Here is a 24,019-nt window from a genome sequence, read left to right as displayed (position 1 = left end):
ATCCTTGCCTAATAGTACTAAATAACCACTTTCATTATATCGCAAACCTTTGAAATGTAAAAAAAAGTGTCTTGAAAAAAATAATTGCATGATTATGTATGTAATGGGTTGAAAATTCAGAATATCGTAGGTTATTTGAAAATCTTAGGAAGGATCAGAAAAGAGAACATGCTATTCTATTAGTTAGTGAGAAGAGGAGGTCCTATATGTTGAGAAAAATACCATGGTCGGGTTATGTGACCTTGTTGATTTTGGTCGTCTTGTTTATAGCGAGTTCGATGCCGTACGAAGAACAGTCCTTAAAACCGGGTTTGTCGCGGTACTTTGATTTAGGTTTCGTCGAGCAGCTCCGGTTCATTTCGTTCGATTATCACGGGGAAGTCAGCGTCGCAGCGCTTGGTGCTTCAGGCTTCGTCGAGTTTTTCATTCGAAAGGCAGCCCATCTGTCGATCTTCATCGTTCTCGGAATCGCTTTAGTGGATTTAACATATCGCTTAATCCGTCCGTATGCCTTGGCAGGTTTGTTTGCGTATACTGTCGCGATTACGGTTGCCGTCTTTGATGAGTTTCATCAAATTTTGACTGGAGGACGGACCGGGCTGATTCAGGATGTCCTGCTGGACGGGACGGGTGCTTTGATCGGGATTCTAGTGTATCGCTTGTTTTGGAAAAAAAGACCAAGTGAACAGTGGATGCGACAGTGAGTCTTCGGTCCTGGTTTTTTTTTACGGAAAAGCAGGGTTTTAATGACAGAAGTCGAAAAAAAGATTAATCTCATTAACAACTAAGAGGAGTGAATCGGATGCAGAAACCTCATCTATTGATTACGAGCGCCGGTCGCCGGGCCAAGCTCGTCGAGTATTTTGTCAAAGAGTTTAAGACGGGACGTGTCAGCACAGCAGATTGTAGTCCATTGGCATCGGCGTTATATATGGCAGACCAGCACTACATCGTACCAAAGATAGATGAGGTCGAGTACATCGATCATTTACTTACGCTTTGTCAGGACGAGGGAGTGACAGCTCTGATGACGCTAATCGATCCGGAACTTAGTTTGCTGGCACAAGCGACGGAACGATTTCAAGCCGTTGGCGTGACGGTAATCGTCTCACCGTATGTCGCCTGTGAGCTGTGTTTCGATAAATACACGATGTATGAGTATTGTCTGAGTCAAGGGATTGCACATGCAAGAACGTATGCGTCGATGACGTCATTTGAAGAAGCACTCTCTCTAGGGGAAGTAAAGCTACCGGTTTTCGTCAAACCACGCAGCGGCAGTGCCAGCATCGAAGTACGACGGGTCGAAACCGTCGAAGAAGTGGAGCAGTTGTTCTCAAAGAACACCGATTTAATCGTCCAGGAACTACTCGTTGGTCAAGAGCTCGGGGTCGATGCATACGTCGACTTAATTTCCGGAAAAGTGACGTCAATCTTCATCAAGGAAAAATTAACGATGCGGGCGGGAGAGACCGATAAAAGCCGTTCTGTTCTCCGGGACGATGTCTTCGAACTGGTCGAACATGTCCTCGACGGATCAGGGCTGGTCGGACCTCTTGATTTTGATTTGTTTGATGTCGCCGGTACATTGTATCTGTCGGAAATCAATCCGCGTTTTGGCGGGGGATATCCCCATGCCTATGAATGTGGTGTCAATTTTCCGGCGCAACTGTATCGGAATCTGATGCATGAGATCAACGTTCCGCAAATCGGACAATACCTCGATGATATCTACATGCTGAAGCATGATACCGTCACCTTGATTTCAGCTGCTGAACTGCAGCGGATTAAACGATGAAAAAAGTAAGATGATATAAAAAGGAATCACTCGTTCTTTCACGCCCTTTCCTCAGGCGAGACACAAGCCAGATTTCCTGCCTAACCGAGGCAGAAAATCGGGTCTTGTTTGTCTCTGACAGCGCAAGCAACCTTGCGCTTTTTCCTGTAGGAGTTGCGTGAGCGAGTGATTCTTTTTTTTACAAGATAAGGATTGGCAGAATTGTAATCTGCCAACCCTTATCTTTATTGAGACCGACTTTCGAGTCAGCTCTTATTAATCTTTTGACAGGAAGACTTGTCTGTCTGATGATTTCTTGAAGTAGTAAGTAAAGAGGCGGACGTTTTTCGTCCGCCCCTCATTGAGCATGTCAATCAAGAAATCGAAACACGCGACCGTTTGAGGCACTGTACGGCAGACGTCCAGCTTCCGAAGAGCGCATTGATGGTCGACGTACTCGGAACCGAACGTCCTTCCGCCCATTTCCGGTAATGGATGATGCTGAGCGATGGCAGTTCACGTTGGGCTTGTCGTAAAGCATCGAGGACATCTTCTTCGACCCATTTCCGGCGGGGTGGAGCGATATCGAGACACGTAAGGGCATCGACCCATGAACCATACTTTCGGGCAATCGTCGCGACCGTCGGATGTCCGTTTTCCTGTGCCCAGATTGAATACGTTTGGGTCGTCAGGCGGGGAAGGACGTCCGATGCTTCGAGGAGCGCATTGATGATCCGTTCTTCCGTCATACAGATCGAACGTGTCATCTCAATGTGAGCTTCCTCAAGGGCCCGTGACCATGACCCGAATCGTAAGTTGATCAACGTCAAGGAAGGTCCGTGTTTCGCCTTGGCCCATTCCCGGTAGCTGTTGCTGTGGAAAGGATGGAGCCGTTCCGAAGCTTCTTTGATGAACGCAAGAATTTCCTGATCGGAGTAGTACGGACGGATGGAAGACAGACCGGCCGCGTGCAAGGCTTCGCGCCAAGAACCGAACACATTGATGATCGTCGTGATTGAAGGAATCTCTTTTCCGGTCGACCAACGGGCATACGTTTTGGCGTCCAACTCAGGATAGGCGATGCTCGCCTCGATTAAGCTGTCGATGACTTGTTGTTCTGTCCATTTCTTCATGATGTCATACCCCTTTCGTGTAGGTGTTCGTCTAGGTGTGGGTACTTTCTTGTGAGGTCGTCTGACGCCGGGTCGCATAAATCAAAAGACTGAGCCAGATGAAATAAAATCCGCTCGGCCGGATCAAAACACTTTCCGTGAACTGAAGCAACAGTAACCAAAGACTAAGCAACAACAAGCTGATCGATAACGGATCGTCGTGACGGTAATCCTGAATGAACCGGATGAGGATCAACAGAAAAGATCCGGCATATAGCAACAGTCCGAAAAATCCCAGTTCATACAGATAGACGATCGGTGTACTGTGAAACGTATACAGTGTACTCGGCCCGAGTTGTTGTTCGAGCCCGATGGCAGCGGAACCGAGCCCGTGTCCGAACCAAAACCGATCGAGTGAAGCGGTCAGGCCCGCTTGCCATAAGTCGCTCCGACCGTTAAGACTGATCAACTTGGCGAATAACGTGTGGTTCAGGGACAATGAGCCGATGAGAATCGCGGCACCGATCAGATAAAGTCCCGTCACCTGATAACGCAACCGGTTGGTCGGGATCAATAAAATCGTCGTCAGCAACGCAAGCAGACAAAACGAGTAGAGACCGGTCTGTGAGGCACTGAGCACGAGCCCGATTAAAATCACGGCGAGAATTATTCCGAAAAGCACGCATGACCGGACATTTCGACGGTTGAAGGCTTGTAAGACAGACATCCAGGCGATGAGACTACCGGGGACGAGCCATGCCGCCAATGTATTCGGATTGTTGGTCAGACTGGCTGACCGGAGAAAGCTGCCTTGTTCACCGACATACAGTTGCGATAGAGATACGGGACCGAGTTTCAACGACTGGATGTTCTCGATCGGCACGTACTGTTTTCCAAATGAGACGATCAGGGCATAAACAGCGAGACAGAAGGCTTGATACAGAAGAATGAGGTTCATCAGCTGAAACCAGCGGATGTAAGGCTGAACTGAAAGTGACAGTACGATGAGGACGAAAAGTCCTGTCGTAAACAGATGAAGTAGGACAAGCGAAGAATCGACCGCTGGACGAAAGAAGAAAATAATAGCATGAAACGTAAGATAAAGTAAAAACGAAGTGACAAGTCGTTGAGTCAAGGCGCGTGGCGGAAAGTACAAGGGACGGGTAACAAGATAAAGACCAGTAAACAGGATCAGATAGATAAGAGCGATCCAGATGTTCCAATGACTCGGCAGGACTTCGTCGGTGAAGGAGAGCGGACGCGTCCATAAATCGATCAGGACCCAGAAGGTCAGGAGGAATAAGCCAATCGATTCAGGTATATTGTCTGATTTTAACATCATTACTAGTATCTATCCACCCTTCATATAGGACTTATTACCGAATTTTCAGACTTTTAATCATCAAATTGGTATTTACCCTTTATTTCTTAAAAATCATGCAGTTTTTGTGGATGATTTTGAAAAAGCGGCGATCATTTTTTTGTGAATCGTCTTTTTTTTGTGAATCAATCTTTTTCGATGAACTAACGATACGCAAACATGATGACTCCTCAAAAAAATATAATCATTTCCACCAAGCTCTAATTGTTTTGGCAGTCGTTTGGAAATAAGGTGTAAGCATAACCAGTGTCCATCCAACCTGTCAGGTAGCGAGAAAGAGGTGAACCATGTGAATTCCATCCATCAAAAAAAGACATTCGGTGACCATCTGATGACATTAAAGAAAGGGTGGTGGGTACTCTGCTTACTGACACTGCTCTTAGCGGGTGCCGGATATGCCGTCAGCACCTATGTGATTCCACCGACGTATGAAGCGACTGCCTATATCCTGGTTGTCCCGCAACAAAATGCGGAAACGACTTCAACGACGACGCTTGTCAGTACCTACCAAGATATTTTAAGAAGCCCGGAAGTCATCGATCAGGTTGCTCAAAAAATGGACGTCACGGATAAGCGGATTTTCGATTTGACGAATCGTCTGACCGTCGCCAGTAATCTCGATTCGCAAGTTATCGCCTTGTCGGTCACAGATCGGTCGGCGGAGCAGGCAGCGATCCAGGCGAATACGATGACGGAAGTCTTCCAGGATTATGTTCCGCAACTGATCAAAACGAGCAGCACCGAAGTATTCTCGACAGCCCGGATTCCGACAGAACCGGTCTCGCCGAACATTCTGATGAATACCGCAATCGGCGGCATCCTCGGACTTCTCTTCGGCTTACTGATCGTCTACTCCCGGGCACTCGGAAAAAAGTCAGTCGCTGAAGAAACGAAAGAAACCTCTTACCCGCAAGCTGTCAGTCATCCCAGTCGTTCTTGATTTGAGAAAGGAGGAGCCGCTCATGCAAGCCCCGCCATTCCAGCAATATCGCCGGCATATGAAGATCGGTCTATTGCGACTGATCGATGCCTCGATCATCATTGCTGCGACGGTCGTGACCTTTTACTTTTTTAATCCGCTGAACCTCACGGCCAACTTTGAACTGATGGATGCTATCGAAATCGCTTTGATTCAATGGGTCGCCTTGACACTCGTCGCCCACTGGATGCGTTTTTACCAAATCATCTGGCGGTATGCCAGCCTGCGTGATTTAGGCGTACTGCTCGTCGTCGTTGTTGCGAGCAGCTTCGTTCTTCTCGGACTCGAGTACGCTCTGTTCGATTTTGCCGTCGAGCGTGCCGTCTTCCTTCAGACCGGTTTAGTCCTGAATGGCATCTTGTTCGTCCGACTGTTGATCCGCGGACGAAGTCTCGAGCTGAAACGGGAAAACCGGACGCTCGGGAAACGGACGTTAATCATCGGTGCCGGTGCCTCGGGGCAGATGATCACAAAAGAGTTGAAACAGAAAAAAGCCCATATTCTGAACGTCGTCGGGTTGCTCGATGACTTGACGGAACTGAAAGGAATGATGATTCACGGTGTCCCCGTCATCGGAACGATTGATCAACTCGAATGTATCATTGAAGAACATAAAATTGAAGCTGTCGTCCTGGCGATTCCGTCACTTGCCTATCCGGACCGGGTTGCTTTACTGAACCGGATCAAACAGACGAAAGTCGAAGCCCATACATTACCGATGCTTGTTGAATTGGCGTCCGGCAAGGTATCCGTCAATCAGATGCGCGAAGTATCGATTGCCGATCTGCTCGGCCGGGAACCGGTTGAACTGGATATCACGGAGATTGAAAAGAGTGTCAGTCAAGCAACGGTGCTCGTCACCGGAGCCGGCGGATCAATCGGCTCCGAGATTTGCCGACAGCTGATTAAGTTCAAACCGGATCATCTGATTTTACTCGGTCACGGCGAAAACAGCATTTATCTGATCCGCCGTGAACTGGAAGCCGTCACAGAAGGAATCACGCTCCATTCCGTCATCGCAGATGTCCAGGATGCGGACCGGATGATGGATGTGATGGAACGGTTTAAACCGGATCTCGTCTACCACGCGGCAGCACACAAACATGTGCCGTTGATGGAAGACAATCCAAGCGAAGCAGTGAAAAACAACATCTACGGGACGCGGAATGTCGCTCTTGCGGCAGAAGCGGCCGGAGTCAACCGATTCGTCATGATTTCAACCGATAAGGCGGTCAATCCGACCAGTGTGATGGGAGCGACGAAACGAATTGCCGAGATGGTCATCCAGCAGATTGCCCGCAACAGTGAGACGACGTTCGCGGTCGTCCGGTTCGGCAACGTGCTCGGGAGCCGGGGTTCCGTCATTCCGCTCTTTAAAGACCAGATTGCGAAAGGCGGTCCAATCACCGTGACGGATCCGGCGATGACCCGGTACTTCATGACGATTCCGGAAGCCAGCCGGCTCGTCATTCAAGCGAGCGTCCTCGCGGAAGGCGGGGAAGTCTTTGTCCTCGACATGGGTGAACCCGTCAACATCACGACGCTCGCCCGGAACCTGATCCACCTGAGCGGTTTTACCGAACAGCAGATTCCGATCGTCTACAGCGGCATCCGAAAAGGTGAAAAGTTATATGAAGAATTACTCGCAACGGAAGAAGTACATGAAGAGCGGGTCTTTGACAAGATTCTCGTCGGGAAAACCCGACCGTTCGGATCAATTGATCCGTATTTACGGAATATCGCCTTGACGCTCGATGATGAACAAGCGTTACGGACGTATCTACTCGAAGCAACGAACCGGACCGACATGATGCCGGAGACGATTCCACCGGCGATTCGGATTGCCCGGGAATGAGGGGGAGACGAGATGAAACCTGTTCGGCAACTGTCACGATTTAATCTGATTTTCATTGCAGATACGGCCTATTCCCTGCATCAGTGGATGATTTTGACGCTGCTGATCAAATGGAGCACACCACTCAACATCGGTTACTTCAATTACGCACTCGCTTTGACGGCACCGATCGTCATGTTTTGTTGGTTAAATGCCAGCACGATCCTGACGGCAGAACGGTCGGGCTTAAAAAACTTCAACCTGTTCATCAAGACCCGCTTTTCCTTATTATCGGTCGGGGTCTTCGTCCTTCTCGGTGTCTATTATTTCTTCGGTGAAGCCGATATCCTCTGGCTGACATTACTCGTGTACCTGAACAAGTATATGGAATCCTTTGCCGATCTCGCGTACGGCTTCCTCCAAGGACACATGGCATTCAAGGAAGTCGCCTTATCGAAGATTTTCCGCAGTCTCGTCAACGTCTCCGGAGCGGCCTTGATTCTTTTTACGACCCACTCGATTCACGGCTTCGTCCTGGCACTCGTCGCCGGTAACCTGATCATGCTGATTGTTTACGATTTACCGACCGTTCGGCGTGTCGGTCACGGATTCGAAAACCAGCAGATGAGTCAACGTTATCAAACCGGACGGCAATTATTCTTCAAAGCCGTCCCGCTCGGATTCGTCGCCTTATTGATTGCGCTTAACGCCAACATTCCCCGCCTGTTCGTCGGACATGCGATCGGAACGGAAGAGCTCGGTTATTATGCGAGCATCGCCTATCTGCTCGTGCTTGGCAGTTTGTTCATCCATTCCCTTGTCGCCGTCCTGCTGCCAAACTTCTCTTCCGACAGCGGAGAACGGCAAAGCTTACCGGAATTACGGAAGCTGACCCGGTCAATGCTGCTCATGACGAATGCAGTCGGCATCCTGTTGATCATCGGTTCGATCTTCTTCGGCAAGTGGGGGTTAACGATTTTCTACAATGCGTCGTTTGTCCAGTACCATACGATTTTCGTCCTGATGATGGTCGCCTCGCTGTTCTTCTATAATTCGACCGTCATTCAAGCGTTGTTGACCGGATTCCAGCAATTCCGGGTTCAAACGATTGCCATCTTCGGCAGTGTCGTCGTCAACATCGTCGCCTGCAGCATTCTGATTCCGATGTACGGTTTGTACGGCGCAACGACCGCTTACGGATTATGTGCCGTCACCCAGATCGGATTATTGATTCCGGCACTTTACCGTTGTCTCTACCCACGAAAAATGGCACTAGCGATTGAACAAAGTAGCTAAAGGAGGAAAAAGCATGCGGCCGATCCTGATTGTCGTCGTTCTCGAAGCCTTGCTCAGCCAATTGGTCCGACCGCTCTTTTTGACTTCCGAAGGTTACGTCGCAACCGTCCTTGCCATCAACTCGGTTTTGCTGATGTTTTATCTTCTCCGGCAAGCCGATACGACCCCGTTGTTCCTGATTTTCGTGACGGCATTCCTGATCCGGCTGACCTTGATGCTGGTCGATCTCGAACTGTTCCGGCTCCCGCCGCACAGCGGGGACGATACGGAAGCGTTTCATCTCGAAGGATTGCTGATATATACCGATCCGACGATGTTCAATGAAGTCGTCCGGGGAAGTTACTCCAAATTTTTAGGTATCTTTTATCTCGCATTTGGTCCGGAACGGATGCTCGCCCAGTACTTCAACGTCATTCTCGGCGTCGTCTCGATCGTCATCCTGTCGAAAACGCTGCTGCTCCTGAAACTGCCGATGCATTACGTGTTGATTGCGACCGGTGTGTTTGCTTTCTTCGCTCAAGGATTACTGCTTTCGCCAATCCTTCTGCGCGATCAGCTCGTCGCACTCGGCATCGTCTACACCTTGTATTATATGGTGCGCTGGACGCTTGATAAGTCGGCGGCGAGTCTGACCTTTGCCTATCTCGGTTACTTCATCAGCACCGTCTTTCACTCGGGACTCGCGATTGGGATTCTGGTCCTGCTCGTCTACTTCTCCTTTTATAATCACGAGACGCAACGGATGGACTTTGAAGCATCGAAAGTCCAGCGGTTGATTGTTCAGGTCGTCATCGTCGGGTTCATCGTCTACAGCTTCCAGGACGTGTTGTTCGCAAAGTTCACCCACGTCTCGGAAAATGGTCAGCTGTTCAGCGGAATGAGTTATGACCGCGGAGGATCGGCTTACTTGAACGGGCTGTCGGTGACCGGACCGTCGGATATGGTCCTGTACGCGCCGCTGCGGATGGTTTACTTCCTGTTCTCGCCGTTTCCGTGGCAGTGGTCCAGTGTCATGAATATCGCGATTTTCTTCGCCGATGCGGCTTTTTATCTCCTGTTAGCCGTCTTGACCCTGATGCATCTGAAGTATTTAAAACAACATTCGCTCGGAAGTGTGCTGCTGTTCATGCTGATTCTCTTCATCGTCAACGCCGTCATCTTCGGTCTCGGGACAGGGAATGTCGGAACAGCGATCCGCCACCGGTATAAACTGTTTCCGATGCTGCTGATTGCTTATACATCAATTCATTACATCCGCTATCAAGTGCTCCACCACTTCGAGGAGGTTGAGAAACGTGCAGAATAAGACGATTTTAATTACCGGGATTGCAGGATTCATTGGATTTCATGCGGCACGTCGCTTTATGGCGGAAGGGTACCGGGTCATCGGGCTGGATGAAGTCAACGATTATTATGATCCGACATTAAAAGAAGCCCGCTTGATGGAACTGGATCCGAAGCGCTATACATTTTACCGGGTGTCACTTGAAGATGCGACAGCAATCAACCGGATTTTCGAGACGGAACAGATTGACCTGGTGCTCCATTTAGCCGCCCAAGCCGGCGTCCGTTACAGCATCGATCGTCCCGATGTCTACATCACATCGAACATCGTCGGATTCTTGTCCATCCTCGAAGCCTGCCGGCATCATCCGGTCGAACAATTGATTTACGCATCTTCAAGTTCCGTCTACGGATCGAATACGAAGATGCCGTTCGCGACGACGGACGCCGTCGACCATCCGCTCAGCCTCTACGCCGCTTCGAAAAAAGCGAATGAGCTGATGGCGCATACGTACAGCAGCCTGTACGGCATCAAGACGACCGGTCTCCGGTTCTTCAGTGTCTATGGACCGTGGGGACGACCGGATATGGCCTTGTTCAAGTTCACGGAAGCAATCGCAAACGGACAGCCGATTGATCTTTACAACTACGGAGAGATGGGGCGGGACTTCACTTACGTCGACGACATCATCGAAAGCATTTACCGGCTGATGCAGACAGAACCCGCCGCCGACCCGGCATTTGATCAGGAAAATCCGTTGCCCGACCGGAGTAATGTTCCATACCGTGTCTTTAACATCGGCAGTCACAGTCCGATCCGGCTGAACGAATTCGTCTCCCTGATTGAAGAGCGGCTTGGTAAAAAAGCGATCAAACATGAAATGCCGCTGCAAGCGGGAGACGTTCCTGAAAGTTTTGCTGATGTTGAATCGTTGTTCGAGACGATTGGTTACCGACCGCAAACGACCATTGAAGCAGGTGTCCATGCATTCATCGACTGGTACGAACAGCATTACCGGCTGAAGGAGGAAGTCCAGGATGGCGCTTAAAGAAGAGATTTACTACAACTCCCCGATATTTATTCAGAATATTTTGACATCGATGTATGGAAAAAAGCTGATGCAGGAACGGTACGGTCCGGGATATGAGAAAAAACTTCAGGAGTTACGGGTCAAAGACCGGACCGTCGATTACCGGATCGAACAGCTCGAACGGTTGAATACGTTTCTCCTGTTTATCCAGGAACACACACCATATTACCGGAAGCTGTTTCAGGAGCACGACATCCGTCTTCCTTTTACGTCACTCGACCAGCTACAGACGATTCCGATCCTTGAAAAAGAAACGTTACGGCAACAAAACGAAGCCTTCATGTCAGAAGTCGATGCGCCGGTACGCGGCCGGACCGGCGGGACGAGTGGGAAATCGCTCCAAGTCGCCTTCATGCGGGAAGACGTCCAGGAACGGATGGCGCATCTTGATTACTTTAAAGAGTTGCACGGGTTTCGTTCCGGGATGCGGCGCGCCAGTTTCACCGGACGAACGTTGACGGCAATCGATCAAAAGAAGCCGATCTTTTGGCGGATGAACCGACCGCTTAATCAACTGTTGTTATCTATTTTTCATATGAAAGAAGAAAATTTTCCGGCTTATCTCGAAGAGTTGAACCGGTTCCGACCGGCAGCACTCGACGGGACACCGACCGCGATGCTCGAGATTGCCTTATATCTGCTGAAACATGATTTGCGGCTCGACTTCTCACTCGTTGCGATTTTTCCGACATCGGAAACGGTGACGCCGGAGATGCGGCGCTTACTTGAAGAAGCATTTCAAGCACCGGTCTTTGATCAATACGGCTCATCGGAAGGGGCACCGATCATTTCGGAATGCCGGGAACGTAAACTCCATCTCCATCACGAAACCGGCATCATCGAACCGTATGGAGACCTGGGAGAAGTCGTCGTCACGTGTTTTACGACCCGCGGCACACCGCTCGTCCGTTACCGGATCGGCGACCGGATGACACTCGGACGGGAAGCCTGCACCTGCGGACTGAACGGACCGGTCATCGAGTCGATTGACGGACGGGGAACGAGTTTCATCGTCAGTGAAAAGCGCGGCAAGGTCTTTGAAGGCGACATCACGACGATTGCCCGGGAACTGCCGAACTCGGTTCTACGCCTGCAGGTCGAACAACATGAGCTGAATCATGTAACACTGCGCTACATTCCCGACGAGCAACGATTCGTACCGAAACATGAAAAAATCCTCTTGCGGGAGATGCAGAAACTCCTTGGATCCTCGATGAAAGTCACGCTCGAGCCGGTCCAGCAGATGAAGCAGGAGCCGAATGGAAAAACGCTGATCGTCAAACAGTCGATGAAATAGGAGGAATCCATCATGAACAAGGCAGTCAAACACATCGTAGATACGACAGCAGCCCAAACACGATCACTCCCCATCGCCAACCGTTCGATTGCCGTCGTCGGTCTCGGATATGTCGGGCTTCCCGTCGCTGTCGCCTTTGGTGAAAAAACGGAAGTCGTCGGCTTTGACATCAAAGAACAGCGGGTTGCCGAACTGAAAGAGGGCATCGATGCGACGCTTGAACTTAGTCCATTCGTTCTTAAGAATGCCGACGTCGAATACGTCACCGACGCAGCGGCACTCGGAGCAAGCGACTTCATCATCATCGCTGTTCCGACACCGATCAATGCGCAAAATCAGCCGGATTTGACGCCGCTCCTCCGTGCGTCGCAACTCGTCGGACGCCAGTTAAACAAAGGGGATATCGTCGTCTACGAGTCGACGGTCTACCCGGGAGCGACGGAGGAAGATTGTATCCCGGTCCTTGAAGAAGCATCCGGTCTGAAGGCCGGGGTCGACTTCTTCGTCGGCTACTCGCCGGAACGGATCAATCCCGGCGATCATGAGCATACGTTCAAGACGATCAAAAAAATCGTTTCGGCCCAAAACGAAGAAACACTCGATATCGTCGCTGAAGTCTATGAAGCGGTCGTCGAAGCCGGCGTCCACCGGGCCTCATCGATCAAAGTCGCGGAAGCCGCAAAAATCATCGAGAATACGCAACGCGACTTGAACATCGCGCTGATGAACGAACTGGCCATCATCTTCGACCGGATGAACATCGATACGCTTGAGGTCCTCGAGGCCGCCGGAACGAAGTGGAACTTCTTACCGTTCCGTCCGGGACTCGTCGGTGGTCATTGCATCGGTGTCGACCCGTTCTACTTGACGATGAAGGCAGAATCACTCGGTTATCATCCGGAAGTCATCCTCGCCGGACGGCGGATCAACGACACGATGGGACGGTTCATCGCCACGTCGCTCGTCAAGAATCTGATTAAACAAAACATGCCGGTTCTTGGTGCACGAGTGACGGTGCTTGGTCTGTCATTCAAGGAAAACGTCAGCGATATCCGGAACTCGAAAGTTGCGAACCTCGTCAAGGAAATCGAAGAGTTCGGAATTGAAGTCCAGGTAACGGATCGTCTCGTCGAAAAAGGGGACGCGAAACGCGAGTACGGCATCGATTTAGTCGATTTAGCAGACTTAAAACCAGCCGATGTCGTCATCTTCGCCGTCTCGCATGAAGAGTACGTCGAAGGCAACTGGCTGCTTGCGCAACACCTGCTCAAAGTCGGTCGCGGCATCGTCATCGATATCAAAGGGATGCTGACGCCGTCAGAAAAACCGGAAGGGGTGCATTTATGGCGACTTTAAAAATCCTTCAGGTCTGCGCCCTCGATACGACGGCCGAGACGATGTTGAAACCGTTGCTGCTAGCCTTGCAAAATGCCGGACACGAAGTCGGGATTGCCTGTGCCGACACCGGGGCGGCATCGAAACTCGCTGCGCAAGGATTTACGATGCATGACATTCCGATCGAACGGAAAATCGACTGGACGAGTAACTGGAAGACGATTCGCTCGATCGTCCAGATTTTAAAAGACGAACAGTATGATGCCGTGCATGTGCACACACCGGTCGCGGCGGCCCTTGGCCGGGTCGCGGCGAAGCGGGCGGGAACGAAACACATCGTCTATACGGCACACGGTTTTTATTTTCACGAAAAGATGGGACGTGTCACGTACCAGCTGACGTATTCCGTTGAGAAATGGCTGGCACGGTTCGCGACGGATTATCTGTTGCTCCAAAGTCAGGAAGACTACGAACTGGCGAACCGGAAACGATTTAAAAATACGACCCGTCTGATGCATCTCGGGAACGGGATCGACTTGACCCGGTTCTATCCCCGACCTCGCCAAACGACCGGACCATTCACGTTTTTATTCATCGGCCGGATTGTTGAAGAGAAAGGAATTCTCGAACTGCTGACCGCTTTCGAGCAGGTCGTCTCGGTCCAACCGGACGTCCGGCTGATGATTGCCGGTGAGATGATGGAAAGCGAACGCGATCAGACGACGAAGCATACGTTCAGGAAACGGATCCGGGAAATCCCGAACATCGATTATCTCGGTTTCGTCGAAGATGTACCGGAACTGTTGCATCAAGTCGATGCGTTCGTGTTACCGTCGCACCGCGAAGGTGTTCCCCGCTCGATCATCGAAGCGATGGCGACGGCGAAACCGGTCATTGCGACAAACATCCGCGGCTGTCGGGAAGAAGTAGTCGACGGCAAAACCGGTTATCTGGTCGAGGTACAGGATGAAACACAACTGGCCCGGCGGATGCTGAATCTGGTCGAACAGCCGGACGTCGCGTCTGAAATGGGACGGGCCGGATTCGAACGGGCGATGAAACACTTTAACGAAGCAGATGTCATCAAGCGGCAACTCAATCTCTTTTCGAATTTATGAGAAGGAGGACGTTATCATGAAACGGACATTCGATTTCACTGTCAGTCTAATCGCCATCCTCGTCCTGTTGCCGGTCTATGCCTTTGTCGCCGTATTCATCTATACGAAGCTCGGACGACCGATCTTCTTTAATCAAGTCCGTCCGGGGTACAAAGGCGAACTGTTCAAGATTTATAAGTTCCGGACGATGTCGAACGAAACCGATGCGGACGGCAAGCTGTTACCGGATGCCGACCGGATTCCAAAATCGGTCGAATGGATCCGGCGCCTGAGTCTTGACGAGATCCCCCAGTTCTTTAACATTCTGCGGGGACAGATGAGTTTTGTCGGACCCCGTCCGCTGCTCGTCAGCTATTTGAATCATTACTCAAAAGAACAGATGACACGGCATGATGTCCTGCCGGGCTTGACCGGATGGGCACAAATCCACGGTCGAAACGCGACGACCTGGCAGGAACGGTTGGAACAGGATCAATGGTATGCAGCGAACCATACGTTCCGACTCGATTTATACATCTTGTGGAAAAGCGTGAAGATTGTCATTTCTTCAGAAGGGAATTCGACCGATCACCAGACGGGGATGGGTGAGTTCAAGGGACTCGACGGGGGTGTCCATCATGATGTCGCTAAGCAATGAACGTCTGATTCATGATCCTTTGGAATGGGATGCGCTCGTCGCCCGGTACGGACTCGATTGTTATTATGAGTACGCTTACTTTAAACTGGCCCAAGAACCGGAAGCCGTGCCGGAGATGTACGTTCATCCTTCGGAGTTCGGGATTCTGATTTATCCGTACTTGAAACGCCGGATCACCGGGACACCGTTTCAAGACTTAACGACGCCATACGGATACGGCGGACCGATCTTCGTCGGACTTTGGTCGAGCGATCAAATCGAGGACATCCGGCAGCACTTTCTCGAGTATTGTCAGGCGGAACGGATTGTCAGCGAAACGATCCGGTTTCATCCGCTCCTCGAAAATGATGAGCTCGGACGAAGCTGGTGTGAAACGACGACCGTCCTGCAACAGACGGTGACGGTCGATTTGACCGAACCGTTCGAGACGATTGAAAGTCAGTTCTCTTCGATGACGCGGCGCAACATTAAAAAAGCCGCCCGGGAAGACGTGACGGTCCGGGTCGCCGGACAAAACGAGTATGCCAAGTTCATCCAACTTTACCGGCTGACGATGGACAAACATCAGGCCGATGCCCGTTATTACTTCACTGACCAGTACTTTCACCAGTTTCAGGACGGGCGGTTGCCGGCCGAGTTACTGGTCGCCGAACGGGAAGGAAAGATCATTGCCGGTTGTATCGTTCTCTACGGTCACCAGTTTGCGCATTATCATCTCGGTGCATCTGATCCGGCGGAACTAAGTGCCCGTCCGAACCATCTGCTGTTCGCTGAAATGATCCGCCGTGCCAAGGCACTCGGAAAAACAGCCCTTCATCTCGGGGGCGGGACGACGCGGAACGCGGATGACAGCCTGCTCGCCTATAAACGTTCCTTCAGCCATCGCCAGACGCCGTTTACGCTTGGAAAATCTGTGCTCCATCCTTTACTGTACCGTCAGTTATCCGAACAGCATCTCACACACAACGTCCTGTCGTCACAGGACTGGTTTCCGGCCTACCGGACACCTGTCCGCCAACTGTCACCAAGGGAGGAGCAGTCATCATGAAACACATCCCGTTATCGATCCCACATCTCAGTGGTCAGGAAATGCGTTATGTCACGGAAGCCTTGGAAACGAACTGGGTTGCGCCGCTCGGTCCGAATGTCGAAGCCTTCGAAGCAGCAATGAAAACATACAGCGGTTCCGCTGCGACACTCGCGACGAGCAGCGGGACAGCCGCCATCCATTTGGCACTGGCGACACTCGGCGTGACGGCCGGAGATGATGTCTTCTGTCAGTCGTTGACTTTCATCGCTTCGACAAATCCGATCCGTTATGTCGGTGCACGGCCGGTTTTGATTGATTCCGAACCGGAGACGTGGAACATGTCACCGGCAGCACTGCGACGGGCGATGATTCAAGCCGCGACCCGGGGACGCCTGCCGAAAGCCGTCATCGTCGTCCATCTGTACGGCGTTGTCGCGAAGATCGAAGAGATTGCCGTCATCTGTGAGGAGTATGATGTACCGCTGGTCGAGGACGCGGCAGAATCACTCGGATCGACGATCAACGGTCGGATGACAGGCACGTTCGGAACATTCGGTATCTATTCGTTTAACGGCAATAAAATCATCACGACGTCGGGCGGGGGTATGTTGGTCTCAAATGACACCCGCTTGATCGAACGGGCCTTTTATCTCGCGACACAAGCCCGTCAGCCCGTCTTACATTATGAGCATACGGAAGTCGGCTTCAATTACCGGATGAGCAATGTCTCTGCCGGAATCGGACGCGGCCAGCTGGAAGTGATTGAAGAGCGGGTCGAAGCACGGCGGACCATTTTCGAACGGTATGTCCGGGCCTTTGAGACGGTCGACGCGTCACATTACCAGCAGGAAATCGAAGGAAGCCGGGCAAACCGCTGGCTGACGGCACTGACATTACCGGGCGGCATGCAGCAACGGGATGCGTTGATTCAGCAGTTGCAGCAAAAAAACATCGAGGCGCGTCCGGCCTGGAAACCGATGCACTTGCAACCTGTTTACCGGGATGTACCTTACATCACGGCGAATGAAGAGGATGTCAGCCGCCGTCTATTCGAGGAAGGGATCTGTTTACCGTCCGCTTCACAAATGAGCTTTACGGATCAAGCATTGGTCATTCGTTTTGTTCGCCAAGGACTCGTTGAAGATGTTCGACGAAATGTTCAGTTATGAATGTGTGGGAGGGAGACATCGTGATGAGCGATTTGGAGGAAGCGATTGAAGCACTCCGTCTCGCTGCGAACGGGAAAAATGAACTGACGGCAAATACCTACTTTCGCTGGCAACTGAATACCCAGTATCCAAGCGTCGCGGAAATCCTGATTTTATTCGGATCATGGCAGATCGCTCTCGAACGGGCCGGTATCGGTAACGTCCGGGTAGCCTTCACCAAGTCGGATATCATCGAGGCCTTACGGGCCGCAAAGGAGGAACTGGAACCCTTCACGAGTGCGACATACCGTGAATGGGCTCAGCAACATCAGGCGCCGAGCTTGACCGATATCGTCCATCAATTCAACTCGTGGCAGCAGGCATTATCGGAAGCAGAGATCTTAAAGGAACGGGTGCAGGAGATGGAGCGCCGGATCATCGAATCGTTACTCGAAGCACAAGAGACGTTATCCGTCCTGACGAGCCAGACTTATACGAAGTGGGCAGCGGGCAAAAACCGGCCGACGGTGGCGACGATTGCGAGACGTTACGGATCGTGGAGCAATGCCCTGGAAATCATCGGGATTGAACAACCACGCAAACGCTGGACAGAAGAAGAGGTTTTACGCATTTTACGGGAAGCGGCAGCTGAAATGGATGGCTTGACGATTGCTCATTATCAGCGATTCAGTGAGGGACGGGAGGCACCGAGCATCGGTGTCATCACAGCCTTGTTCGGCAGTTGGAGCAATGCGGTGATGATCGTCTCCGACGAGCAATCGTAAATCGACTTGATCCGAAAGAAAGGGGGATATCGTGATGAAAAAATGGACGTGGCTAATCATAACAGTGGTTGGTATCGGGTTACTCGTTTTTTTCGGATCAGGTGGGTACATCCAACAGGCGGATCACCAGACGGGCAAGCAGGCGGAGGTGACGGATCCGGCACATGTCGAGGCGACGCCGCCGTCCCAACCGGCAAAAACCTCGAAGAGCAAACCGGCCAATCAGCAAAAGGCATTGTCGTTTTTATTACTCGGTGTCGATCAGCGGGGGAACGAAGCCGGGCGGAGTGATACGATCATCGTCGTCACGGTTAATCCGGCAACCGGAGAAAGCAAGATGCTCAGCATTCCCCGCGACTTGAAGACGGAGATCATCGGCGTCGGTTCGAACGACAAAATCAATCATGCCTATGCTTTCGGAGGTCCGGAAATGGCACGGGATACGGTCGAGCATTTATTGGACCTGAATATCGACTACTTCGCCGAAATCAATCTGAAAGGGTTCACCGATTTAGTCAATGCCGTCGACGGGGTGACGGTTGAAAATGATATTGATTTCTCTTACTACGAGATGCAGTTCCCGAAAGGTCAAGTCTCGTTGAACGGGAAGGAAGCGCTGGCCTACGCCCGGATGCGTCATGACGATCCGCGGGGCGACTTCGGACGGCAAATCCGGCAACGGCAGGTCGTCCAGGCCGTCGTGGATAAACTGACGGATGATTTTTCTTTGACACGCTTTAACGATGTGTTGACGGCACTCGGTCAAAACGTCAAAACCGATATCCCGTTTCCTGTCGTGCGGAAGCTTGCGACCGATTACCGGGACAGTCTGAAACAGGTCAAGACCTTGTCTCTTGAAGGAAGTGGCGGCATCGAATCGGATCACATCTACTACTGGCATCCGACAGCGGCTTCGCTGAAACAGGTCCAGACCGAGTTGAAAAAGGAACTGAAGTGATGGTTCAGCAACTGAGAAAAGCGTAATTCTTGTTAGGCGAGAAAAGGAGCTGACTCAAAAAAGAAACACTCATTCTTTCACGCCCTTTCCTCAGGCGAGACACAAGCCAGTTTTCCTGCCTGAATCAGGCAGAAACCCGGGTCTTATTTGTCTCTGACAGCGCAACATGCGCTTTTTCCTGTAGGAGTCGCGTGAAAAGAGTGTTTCTTTTTTAACGCGAAAAGGGTGGCAGATTCCAATTCTGCCACCCTTCTCTTTGTAGAATCTGACTTTTGAGTCAGCCCCTTGACGTCTGAGTCGGAATAAACGAAGCTTTTTAGTTTTTTGAACGGACGATTGTACGGACAGGGAGAAACTTCACAGCCGCATAGATGAAATATAAGACCGTCATGATGGCGGCTGCACTCCAGATGAGCTGGTAGTTGGCACCTGTCGTCCCGAACCGGAGACCGACGAGGGCAGGCACGATCAGCGTCAACCAGCTGAGGACGATCGCGACACGAGCCGTCAGCGCATCGAGGCTCATATTCAATCCCATCCCGAGGAAAAACAGTCCCCAGAGGATGACCCAGAATAACCACGTCGCACCGCCGATGATGTCACCGGTACTGAAGCTGACGCCGGCATAAAACAGCGCAGAAATGGCGACGAACAATGAGAACCAGCCGACACCGCTGCCGTCGAGACCAAATAAAAACGTGATGCCGACATACAGGTACGTAAAGGCGAATAAATAGATGCTCGCATACCCGAACGTCAGCGCCGGATCCCCGGCTGCCCCGATGACGAGCCAAGTCGCGATGAAGGTCTGCAATAAACCGGTCAACAAACTAAAAAGACCGGCGCTCTTCAAATCGACTTTCCCGAACAGCGACAGACTATTTAAAAAGAGGGCGACGCCTCCGAATAACAAACTTACATTTCCCACGTGAATTCCTCCATTAAGACGTCAGACGTCTGATTGTTACTTCCACCATATGATGAATTCGCTTCCATTGCAAGTGAAATTTTTCAGGTGGAAATAACAAAAAAAGACTCCGGATATTACTTTCAGCAGAAAGCGAATCCGAGAGTCTGGTCTTAACGGTTGAGGACAGAACGTAATGTCGTTTCGGTTTGCGGAAGTGTTCCTTTTAACGTAACGAGACCGTAACGTGTCGATCCTTTTTTGATGAAGAAGACGCGTGTATAGGCAGATTCCGGCGTATAACCGGTCTTGCTCGCATAAACACGTGTGTCGCCTGGAAGTGACGTGTTCGTATGATACCACGTCAACGTCCGGGCATAAGGTCCTTTAACGGTCGTCTGGAACGATTTACGTCCGCTGACCGTCATCAGATAACTGTAATTCGCATACGTATTGGCAAGCTTCTGCATATCCGCTGCCGTCGTATAGTGGCTTGGATGATAGAAGCCGTGCGGATTCATGAAATGACTGGCCGACATACCGATGCGGCTCGCACGGCTGTTCATGAGCGAAACGAACTTCGATTCCGAACCGGCAGTCCGAACGGCAATCGCTTTCGCAGCATCGTTGCCGGAGCGGATCAACATCCCGTTTAACAGTTGGCGCATCGTGACTTTGTCACCTGAACGGAAACCGGCGGTGCTGCTGCCGGAAGGGACGGCTAACATCGAGTACGTCAACGTAAAGGTCTGATCGAGCGTTCCTTTTTGTGCCGCCGCGTCATAAGCGACGATTGCCGTCAGTAACTTCGTCGTACTGGCCGGATAACGGCGGGCAAAACTTTCTTTCGTCAGTTCATAGCCGGACGAACCGAGTTTGAAGTAACGCATCGATGCGACCGGATAGCTGCCGCTTGCCGGAGCCGGCGAACTTGTCGTCAGCTTTTTCGCGACCTGGTTCGAGACATAATAGTAGTTCGTTTTTCCTTTGACCTTATACCAGCCATTCGAATAGGAAACAGCGTTGAACTTTGATTTATATGTAGCATGCCGTTTGATATTTTTAGAAGAGGCCGTACTTGGTGACGTCCGGACATTCGCGCCTGCCGTCGAGTAAACGATAATCTTATATGTCTTGACGGAGCCGGAACCGACTTTTTTCGCGACCTGATTCGACAGGTAACGATAGGCGCCTCCGTCCTTAATCTTGTACCAACCGTTCGAATAAGACACAGCGGTAAACTTAGCTTTGTACGGGGCACGACGGGTAATGGTTGCAGATGAACTTGTGCTTGGCTTCGACCGGATGTTTGCCCCAATCGTCGACGTGACGATGACCTGATAGCTTGCTGCTTGAGCAGGCAGGGCCGGGAGACATAAGGTAAGAAGCAGGACGAGTGTCAAACCAATCCTGAATAATGATTTCATAAAAAACTCATTCCCTCCTTTTGCAAAATATGTTCTTATCATAAAACAAAAAAAGGAAATTATCTTCTTTTTCAAAAAAATAGTTTCCCTACACGAAGCGCATGAAACCGGCTAACATAGGGAATGAGAGCAAAAGACAGGTTCAAGGAGGAAATCAGATGAAAATAGCAGTAATTGGTTTAGGCGATATCGCCCAAAAGGCGTATTTACCGGTCTATGCAGAGCGGACAGACCTGGAAGTGTATCTTGTCTCGACGGATCAGGAGAAGGCAGAAGGGTTGCGGAACGCTTACCGGTTTGCCGGGACGTTTTCTTCACTGGATGATGTCATTCGGGAAGGGATTCAAGTCGCGATGATTCACTCAGCGACGAAAGTCCACGCGGAACAGGCGAAGCAACTGCTTGCAGCCGGCGTCCATCTTTACATTGATAAACCGGTCTCACTCGAAGTCGAGGAAGTCCGGGCCTTAACAGAACAGGCGGAAGAACAAGGACTGCATTTCATCACCGGCTTCAATCGCCGGTTTGCATCAGCACACCGGGCATTACTTGAAGTCGAAGAACCGAATCTGGTCGTCATGCAAAAAAACCGGACATCCTTCATCGAAGATGCCAAGACATTCATCTTGGATGATTTCATCCATGTCGCGGATACCCTGCGTTTCTTGACCGGTCGAGGTGAAATCGAACAGTTGCAAGTCCGGGGTAAGAAAGTCGACGGATTGCTGCATCACGTGACGATTCAATTCGAATCGAACGGCATCACGGCGATCGGTATCATGAACCGGAACAATGGCGTGACGGAAGAACGTGTCGAAGTGATGGGACCAAATGAAAAACGGATTGCGACAGATGTGACGTCGGTGGAACGATTGACGAAAGCCGGTACGTTACGCCTGCCGCTCGATAACTGGGAACCGACCCTGCACCGTCGCGGATTCGTCGAGATGGTCGATGCCTTCATCGAGACCGTCCATGGTCATCCGTCAGCGTCTGTCACGGGAAAAGACAGTTTGGCAACCCATGAGCTGTGTGCGGAAATCGTGAAGCGGTTGGACGCACTATAAGTCAGTTAAGACAGCAAAAAACGACGGTGTCCTCTTCGATCATCGAGAGAACGCGGTCGTTTTTTGTGTGCTAATCGACTTTTTTTAATTGATAGATCCGTTTCCCGCCTGGACCTTCGAAAGTTAAGGTCAGACCCGCGCGGCTGAAGACATAACTGACCAGTCCTTCGGAGAGGGCGAGACGGGCTGATAAATCCGGTTCGAAGCGGACGGTCTCCGTATCACTTCGCGGAGCATCGGGCGTTCCAAAGTCCTGATACTGAACCGTCGCGAGCAACGTATGCGGTTGGCCGAACGAGACGTGGAGCTGACCCGTGGCCGGGAAGGTTGTTTCTTCCTGCCCATCATCGAGGATGCTGCGCTCGATTTGATAAGTGCCCGCTGCCTGTTTCAAACGATCGAGCATCGCTTCAGCACTCAGCTGAATCGACTTCGCACGCAGGCGGATCGGATTATCCTGAGGCAATGGTAACTTTTCAATCGTTCTTGCAGTAGTGATGCTGTCTTCAAAACGGTAACTCGCGAACTGCGTTTCGAGCCGCACCATCAACTGAGCCGCATCATGCATCGGATCTTGACGGGACGATTGATCGACCGCCTGTGTGTATTGTCCGAGGTCCAGCTCGTCCTGGATACGCGACGGTTCCTGCGAACATCCCATCAACAAACTACAGAACAGAAGCAGAATGACAATTCTCATGCGTCCACCTCCGTCCGGACGATGTGGGTGATTTGCAGATGATCCGTATGTAACCGGACATTATAGCGGACATCATATGTGACGAGCTGTTGATTGACAGGCAGTTGATAGGTTTCGACCGTTCTGACCTGATAGGAATCCCCTTTTGAGACGAACCGTTTAAAATCAACGGTTTGGAGGCGCGGCGGAACCGGGCTGTCGGAAGCGGCATGAATCGTCCGTAAGGCATCTACTTCTGACTGGAAGGCATCCAAGGTCGCGAACTGGATCGCGGAGAAAGTTTCCAACGTATCCGTCGCTTTGGAATAGTTGGCCGTTTCCGGAACCGTTTGTGTATATTGGCGGACGAACTTCAGGATATCGTAAGAGGCCGGAGGATTTTCCGACGAATAGGTTTGGTTGTAGGCAGAGGTCTCGTCGGACCAGTCCGACAAGGACAGGGCCTGGACGGGTGCAGCAAGCGTCGTGTGGGTCGAGTCGGTTTGCGTCAAAGCGTACCACGTCCCGATCGCTCCGACTGCAATTGCAAAAACGATAATAAAAGATAAGACGTAACGGCTGGACTTGACGGGTGTGACAGATGATTCCTCATCGAATTGTCGTTTTTTGAGGACAGGATGTTTGCAGTAGGAACATGCTGTCGCTTCTGTTTCCAACGGTGTTCCGCAAAGTGAACAACGTTCCATGAACCATCCCTCCTAATTGAAATGACACATTATTTTTTATAGAGAATAATATTTTTGAAATTCTAATTTAGAATAACATTAATTGGAAATCAAATCAAAAAGCAATTGGCTGAAGCCGATGGTTTTTCGTCAAATCAGAAAAAAAGATTCCTTCCACGCGTGTGGAAGGAATC

Annotated in this window: 22 protein-coding genes; 16 read left to right on the top strand and 6 right to left on the bottom strand. The window is 51.0% G+C overall.

Features of this window, described 5'->3' with window-relative positions; genetic code table 11:
• The first annotated feature begins 206 nt into the window (after positions 1-206).
• Positions 207-704 carry a VanZ family protein gene (locus tag KNP91_RS09010; protein WP_214849722.1) on the top strand — a complete coding sequence of 166 codons (498 nt, stop codon included), beginning with the start codon at positions 207-209 and terminating at the stop codon, positions 702-704.
• 98 nt (positions 705-802) lie between these two features.
• Positions 803-1,795: an ATP-grasp domain-containing protein gene (locus tag KNP91_RS09005; RefSeq protein WP_214849719.1), complete on the top strand. Its 993-nt coding sequence runs from the start codon at positions 803-805 to the stop codon at positions 1,793-1,795.
• Between the two features lie 353 nt (positions 1,796-2,148).
• Here KNP91_RS09005 and KNP91_RS09000 read toward each other — a convergent pair whose 3' ends face one another.
• Positions 2,149-2,907 (bottom strand): hypothetical protein, encoded by a 759-nt coding sequence (locus KNP91_RS09000; protein ID WP_214849716.1) that lies wholly within the window; start codon positions 2,905-2,907, stop codon positions 2,149-2,151.
• Positions 2,908-2,938: 31 nt separating this feature from the next.
• Positions 2,939-4,228 (bottom strand): O-antigen ligase family protein, encoded by a 1,290-nt coding sequence (locus KNP91_RS08995; RefSeq protein ID WP_214849714.1) that lies wholly within the window; start codon positions 4,226-4,228, stop codon positions 2,939-2,941.
• Between the two features lie 328 nt (positions 4,229-4,556).
• Here KNP91_RS08995 and KNP91_RS08990 point away from each other — a divergent pair, with 328 nt between their 5' ends.
• The 13 genes from KNP91_RS08990 to KNP91_RS08930 are packed head-to-tail and all read left to right on the top strand — an operon-like array spanning position 4,557 to position 19,059.
• Positions 4,557-5,207: a YveK family protein gene (locus KNP91_RS08990; protein WP_012371440.1), complete on the top strand. Its 651-nt coding sequence runs from the start codon at positions 4,557-4,559 to the stop codon at positions 5,205-5,207.
• A gap of 22 nt (positions 5,208-5,229) precedes the next feature.
• Positions 5,230-7,101 (top strand): polysaccharide biosynthesis protein, encoded by a 1,872-nt coding sequence (locus tag KNP91_RS08985; protein ID WP_214849712.1) that lies wholly within the window; start codon positions 5,230-5,232, stop codon positions 7,099-7,101.
• A gap of 12 nt (positions 7,102-7,113) precedes the next feature.
• The gene (locus KNP91_RS08980) at positions 7,114-8,376 is read left to right on the top strand and encodes an oligosaccharide flippase family protein (protein WP_214849710.1); all 1,263 of its coding nucleotides are present in this window, start codon (positions 7,114-7,116) and stop codon (positions 8,374-8,376) included.
• A 13-nt stretch (positions 8,377-8,389) separates the two neighbouring features.
• Positions 8,390-9,682: a hypothetical protein gene (locus KNP91_RS08975; protein WP_214849708.1), complete on the top strand. Its 1,293-nt coding sequence runs from the start codon at positions 8,390-8,392 to the stop codon at positions 9,680-9,682.
• Positions 9,672-10,709, top strand: a complete 1,038-nt coding sequence (locus KNP91_RS08970) for an NAD-dependent epimerase (protein WP_214849706.1) — start codon at positions 9,672-9,674, stop codon at positions 10,707-10,709. The genes KNP91_RS08975 and KNP91_RS08970 overlap by 11 nt, the downstream gene beginning before the upstream one ends.
• A complete protein-coding gene (locus tag KNP91_RS08965) occupies positions 10,699-12,048 on the top strand; it encodes a phenylacetate--CoA ligase family protein (protein WP_214849705.1) in 1,350 nt (449 codons plus the stop codon). Before KNP91_RS08970 ends, KNP91_RS08965 begins: the two co-directional genes overlap by 11 nt.
• 12 nt (positions 12,049-12,060) lie before the next feature.
• Entirely contained in the window at positions 12,061-13,404 is a 1,344-nt protein-coding gene (locus KNP91_RS08960; protein ID WP_251135969.1) for a nucleotide sugar dehydrogenase, read from the top strand.
• The gene (locus tag KNP91_RS08955) at positions 13,392-14,501 is read left to right on the top strand and encodes a glycosyltransferase family 4 protein (RefSeq protein WP_214849704.1); all 1,110 of its coding nucleotides are present in this window, start codon (positions 13,392-13,394) and stop codon (positions 14,499-14,501) included. Before KNP91_RS08960 ends, KNP91_RS08955 begins: the two co-directional genes overlap by 13 nt.
• Positions 14,502-14,517: 16 nt before the next feature.
• Positions 14,518-15,138: a sugar transferase gene (locus KNP91_RS08950; RefSeq protein ID WP_214849703.1), complete on the top strand. Its 621-nt coding sequence runs from the start codon at positions 14,518-14,520 to the stop codon at positions 15,136-15,138.
• Entirely contained in the window at positions 15,119-16,186 is a 1,068-nt protein-coding gene (locus tag KNP91_RS08945) for a lipid II:glycine glycyltransferase FemX (RefSeq protein WP_214849702.1), read from the top strand. Before KNP91_RS08950 ends, KNP91_RS08945 begins: the two co-directional genes overlap by 20 nt.
• Complete coding sequence (locus KNP91_RS08940) at positions 16,183-17,337, top strand: aminotransferase class I/II-fold pyridoxal phosphate-dependent enzyme (protein WP_214849700.1); 1,155 nt, start codon at positions 16,183-16,185, stop codon at positions 17,335-17,337. The genes KNP91_RS08945 and KNP91_RS08940 overlap by 4 nt, the downstream gene beginning before the upstream one ends.
• A gap of 23 nt (positions 17,338-17,360) precedes the next feature.
• Positions 17,361-18,101: a hypothetical protein gene (locus tag KNP91_RS08935; RefSeq protein WP_214849979.1), complete on the top strand. Its 741-nt coding sequence runs from the start codon at positions 17,361-17,363 to the stop codon at positions 18,099-18,101.
• Between the two features lie 34 nt (positions 18,102-18,135).
• Complete coding sequence (locus tag KNP91_RS08930) at positions 18,136-19,059, top strand: LCP family glycopolymer transferase (RefSeq protein WP_214849699.1); 924 nt, start codon at positions 18,136-18,138, stop codon at positions 19,057-19,059.
• Between the two features lie 316 nt (positions 19,060-19,375).
• Here KNP91_RS08930 and KNP91_RS08925 read toward each other — a convergent pair whose 3' ends face one another.
• Together KNP91_RS08925 and KNP91_RS08920 are read right to left on the bottom strand one after the other, a co-directional pair.
• Positions 19,376-19,987 carry an AmiS/UreI family transporter gene (locus KNP91_RS08925; RefSeq protein ID WP_012371427.1) on the bottom strand — a complete coding sequence of 204 codons (612 nt, stop codon included), beginning with the start codon at positions 19,985-19,987 and terminating at the stop codon, positions 19,376-19,378.
• 152 nt (positions 19,988-20,139) lie between these two features.
• On the bottom strand, positions 20,140-21,393 hold the full coding sequence (locus KNP91_RS08920) for an SH3 domain-containing protein (protein ID WP_214849698.1): 1,254 nt from the start codon (positions 21,391-21,393) through the stop codon (positions 20,140-20,142).
• 158 nt (positions 21,394-21,551) lie between these two features.
• Between KNP91_RS08920 and KNP91_RS08915 the strand changes: the two genes are divergently transcribed.
• Positions 21,552-22,460 carry a Gfo/Idh/MocA family protein gene (locus tag KNP91_RS08915; protein ID WP_214849697.1) on the top strand — a complete coding sequence of 303 codons (909 nt, stop codon included), beginning with the start codon at positions 21,552-21,554 and terminating at the stop codon, positions 22,458-22,460.
• Positions 22,461-22,530: 70 nt separating this feature from the next.
• Here the strand turns inward: KNP91_RS08915 and KNP91_RS08910 are convergent, their stop codons facing one another.
• Complete coding sequence (locus KNP91_RS08910; protein WP_214849696.1) at positions 22,531-23,160, bottom strand: hypothetical protein; 630 nt, start codon at positions 23,158-23,160, stop codon at positions 22,531-22,533.
• On the bottom strand, positions 23,157-23,846 hold the full coding sequence (locus KNP91_RS08905) for a zinc ribbon domain-containing protein (protein WP_214849695.1): 690 nt from the start codon (positions 23,844-23,846) through the stop codon (positions 23,157-23,159). The genes KNP91_RS08910 and KNP91_RS08905 overlap by 4 nt, the downstream gene beginning before the upstream one ends.
• Between the last annotated feature and the right edge of the window lie 173 nt (positions 23,847-24,019).

The sequence above is a fragment of the Exiguobacterium sp. s138 genome, assembly GCF_018618775.1.
Classification (GTDB): Bacteria; Bacillota; Bacilli; order Exiguobacteriales; family Exiguobacteriaceae; genus Exiguobacterium_A; species Exiguobacterium_A artemiae.
The sequence above is the reverse complement of the archived record's forward strand: the minus strand, read 5'-3'. Positions and strand labels throughout refer to the sequence as shown.

Coding starts and splice junctions, on each gene's coding strand:
- KNP91_RS09005 (WP_214849719.1), top strand. CDS start 803: ATGCAGAAACCTCATCTATTGATTACGAGCGCCGGTCGCCGGGCCAAG.
- KNP91_RS08965 (WP_214849705.1), top strand. CDS start 10,699: ATGGCGCTTAAAGAAGAGATTTACTACAACTCCCCGATATTTATTCAG.
- KNP91_RS09000 (WP_214849716.1), bottom strand. CDS start 2,907: ATGAAGAAATGGACAGAACAACAAGTCATCGACAGCTTAATCGAGGCG.
- KNP91_RS08910 (WP_214849696.1), bottom strand. CDS start 23,160: ATGAGAATTGTCATTCTGCTTCTGTTCTGTAGTTTGTTGATGGGATGT.
- KNP91_RS08930 (WP_214849699.1), top strand. CDS start 18,136: ATGAAAAAATGGACGTGGCTAATCATAACAGTGGTTGGTATCGGGTTA.
- KNP91_RS08905 (WP_214849695.1), bottom strand. CDS start 23,846: ATGGAACGTTGTTCACTTTGCGGAACACCGTTGGAAACAGAAGCGACA.
- KNP91_RS08940 (WP_214849700.1), top strand. CDS start 16,183: ATGAAACACATCCCGTTATCGATCCCACATCTCAGTGGTCAGGAAATG.
- KNP91_RS08985 (WP_214849712.1), top strand. CDS start 5,230: ATGCAAGCCCCGCCATTCCAGCAATATCGCCGGCATATGAAGATCGGT.
- KNP91_RS08960 (WP_251135969.1), top strand. CDS start 12,061: ATGAACAAGGCAGTCAAACACATCGTAGATACGACAGCAGCCCAAACA.
- KNP91_RS08915 (WP_214849697.1), top strand. CDS start 21,552: ATGAAAATAGCAGTAATTGGTTTAGGCGATATCGCCCAAAAGGCGTAT.
- KNP91_RS08975 (WP_214849708.1), top strand. CDS start 8,390: ATGCGGCCGATCCTGATTGTCGTCGTTCTCGAAGCCTTGCTCAGCCAA.
- KNP91_RS08935 (WP_214849979.1), top strand. CDS start 17,361: ATGAGCGATTTGGAGGAAGCGATTGAAGCACTCCGTCTCGCTGCGAAC.
- KNP91_RS09010 (WP_214849722.1), top strand. CDS start 207: ATGTTGAGAAAAATACCATGGTCGGGTTATGTGACCTTGTTGATTTTG.
- KNP91_RS08995 (WP_214849714.1), bottom strand. CDS start 4,228: ATGATGTTAAAATCAGACAATATACCTGAATCGATTGGCTTATTCCTC.
- KNP91_RS08945 (WP_214849702.1), top strand. CDS start 15,119: ATGATGTCGCTAAGCAATGAACGTCTGATTCATGATCCTTTGGAATGG.
- KNP91_RS08955 (WP_214849704.1), top strand. CDS start 13,392: ATGGCGACTTTAAAAATCCTTCAGGTCTGCGCCCTCGATACGACGGCC.
- KNP91_RS08980 (WP_214849710.1), top strand. CDS start 7,114: ATGAAACCTGTTCGGCAACTGTCACGATTTAATCTGATTTTCATTGCA.
- KNP91_RS08920 (WP_214849698.1), bottom strand. CDS start 21,393: ATGAAATCATTATTCAGGATTGGTTTGACACTCGTCCTGCTTCTTACC.
- KNP91_RS08950 (WP_214849703.1), top strand. CDS start 14,518: ATGAAACGGACATTCGATTTCACTGTCAGTCTAATCGCCATCCTCGTC.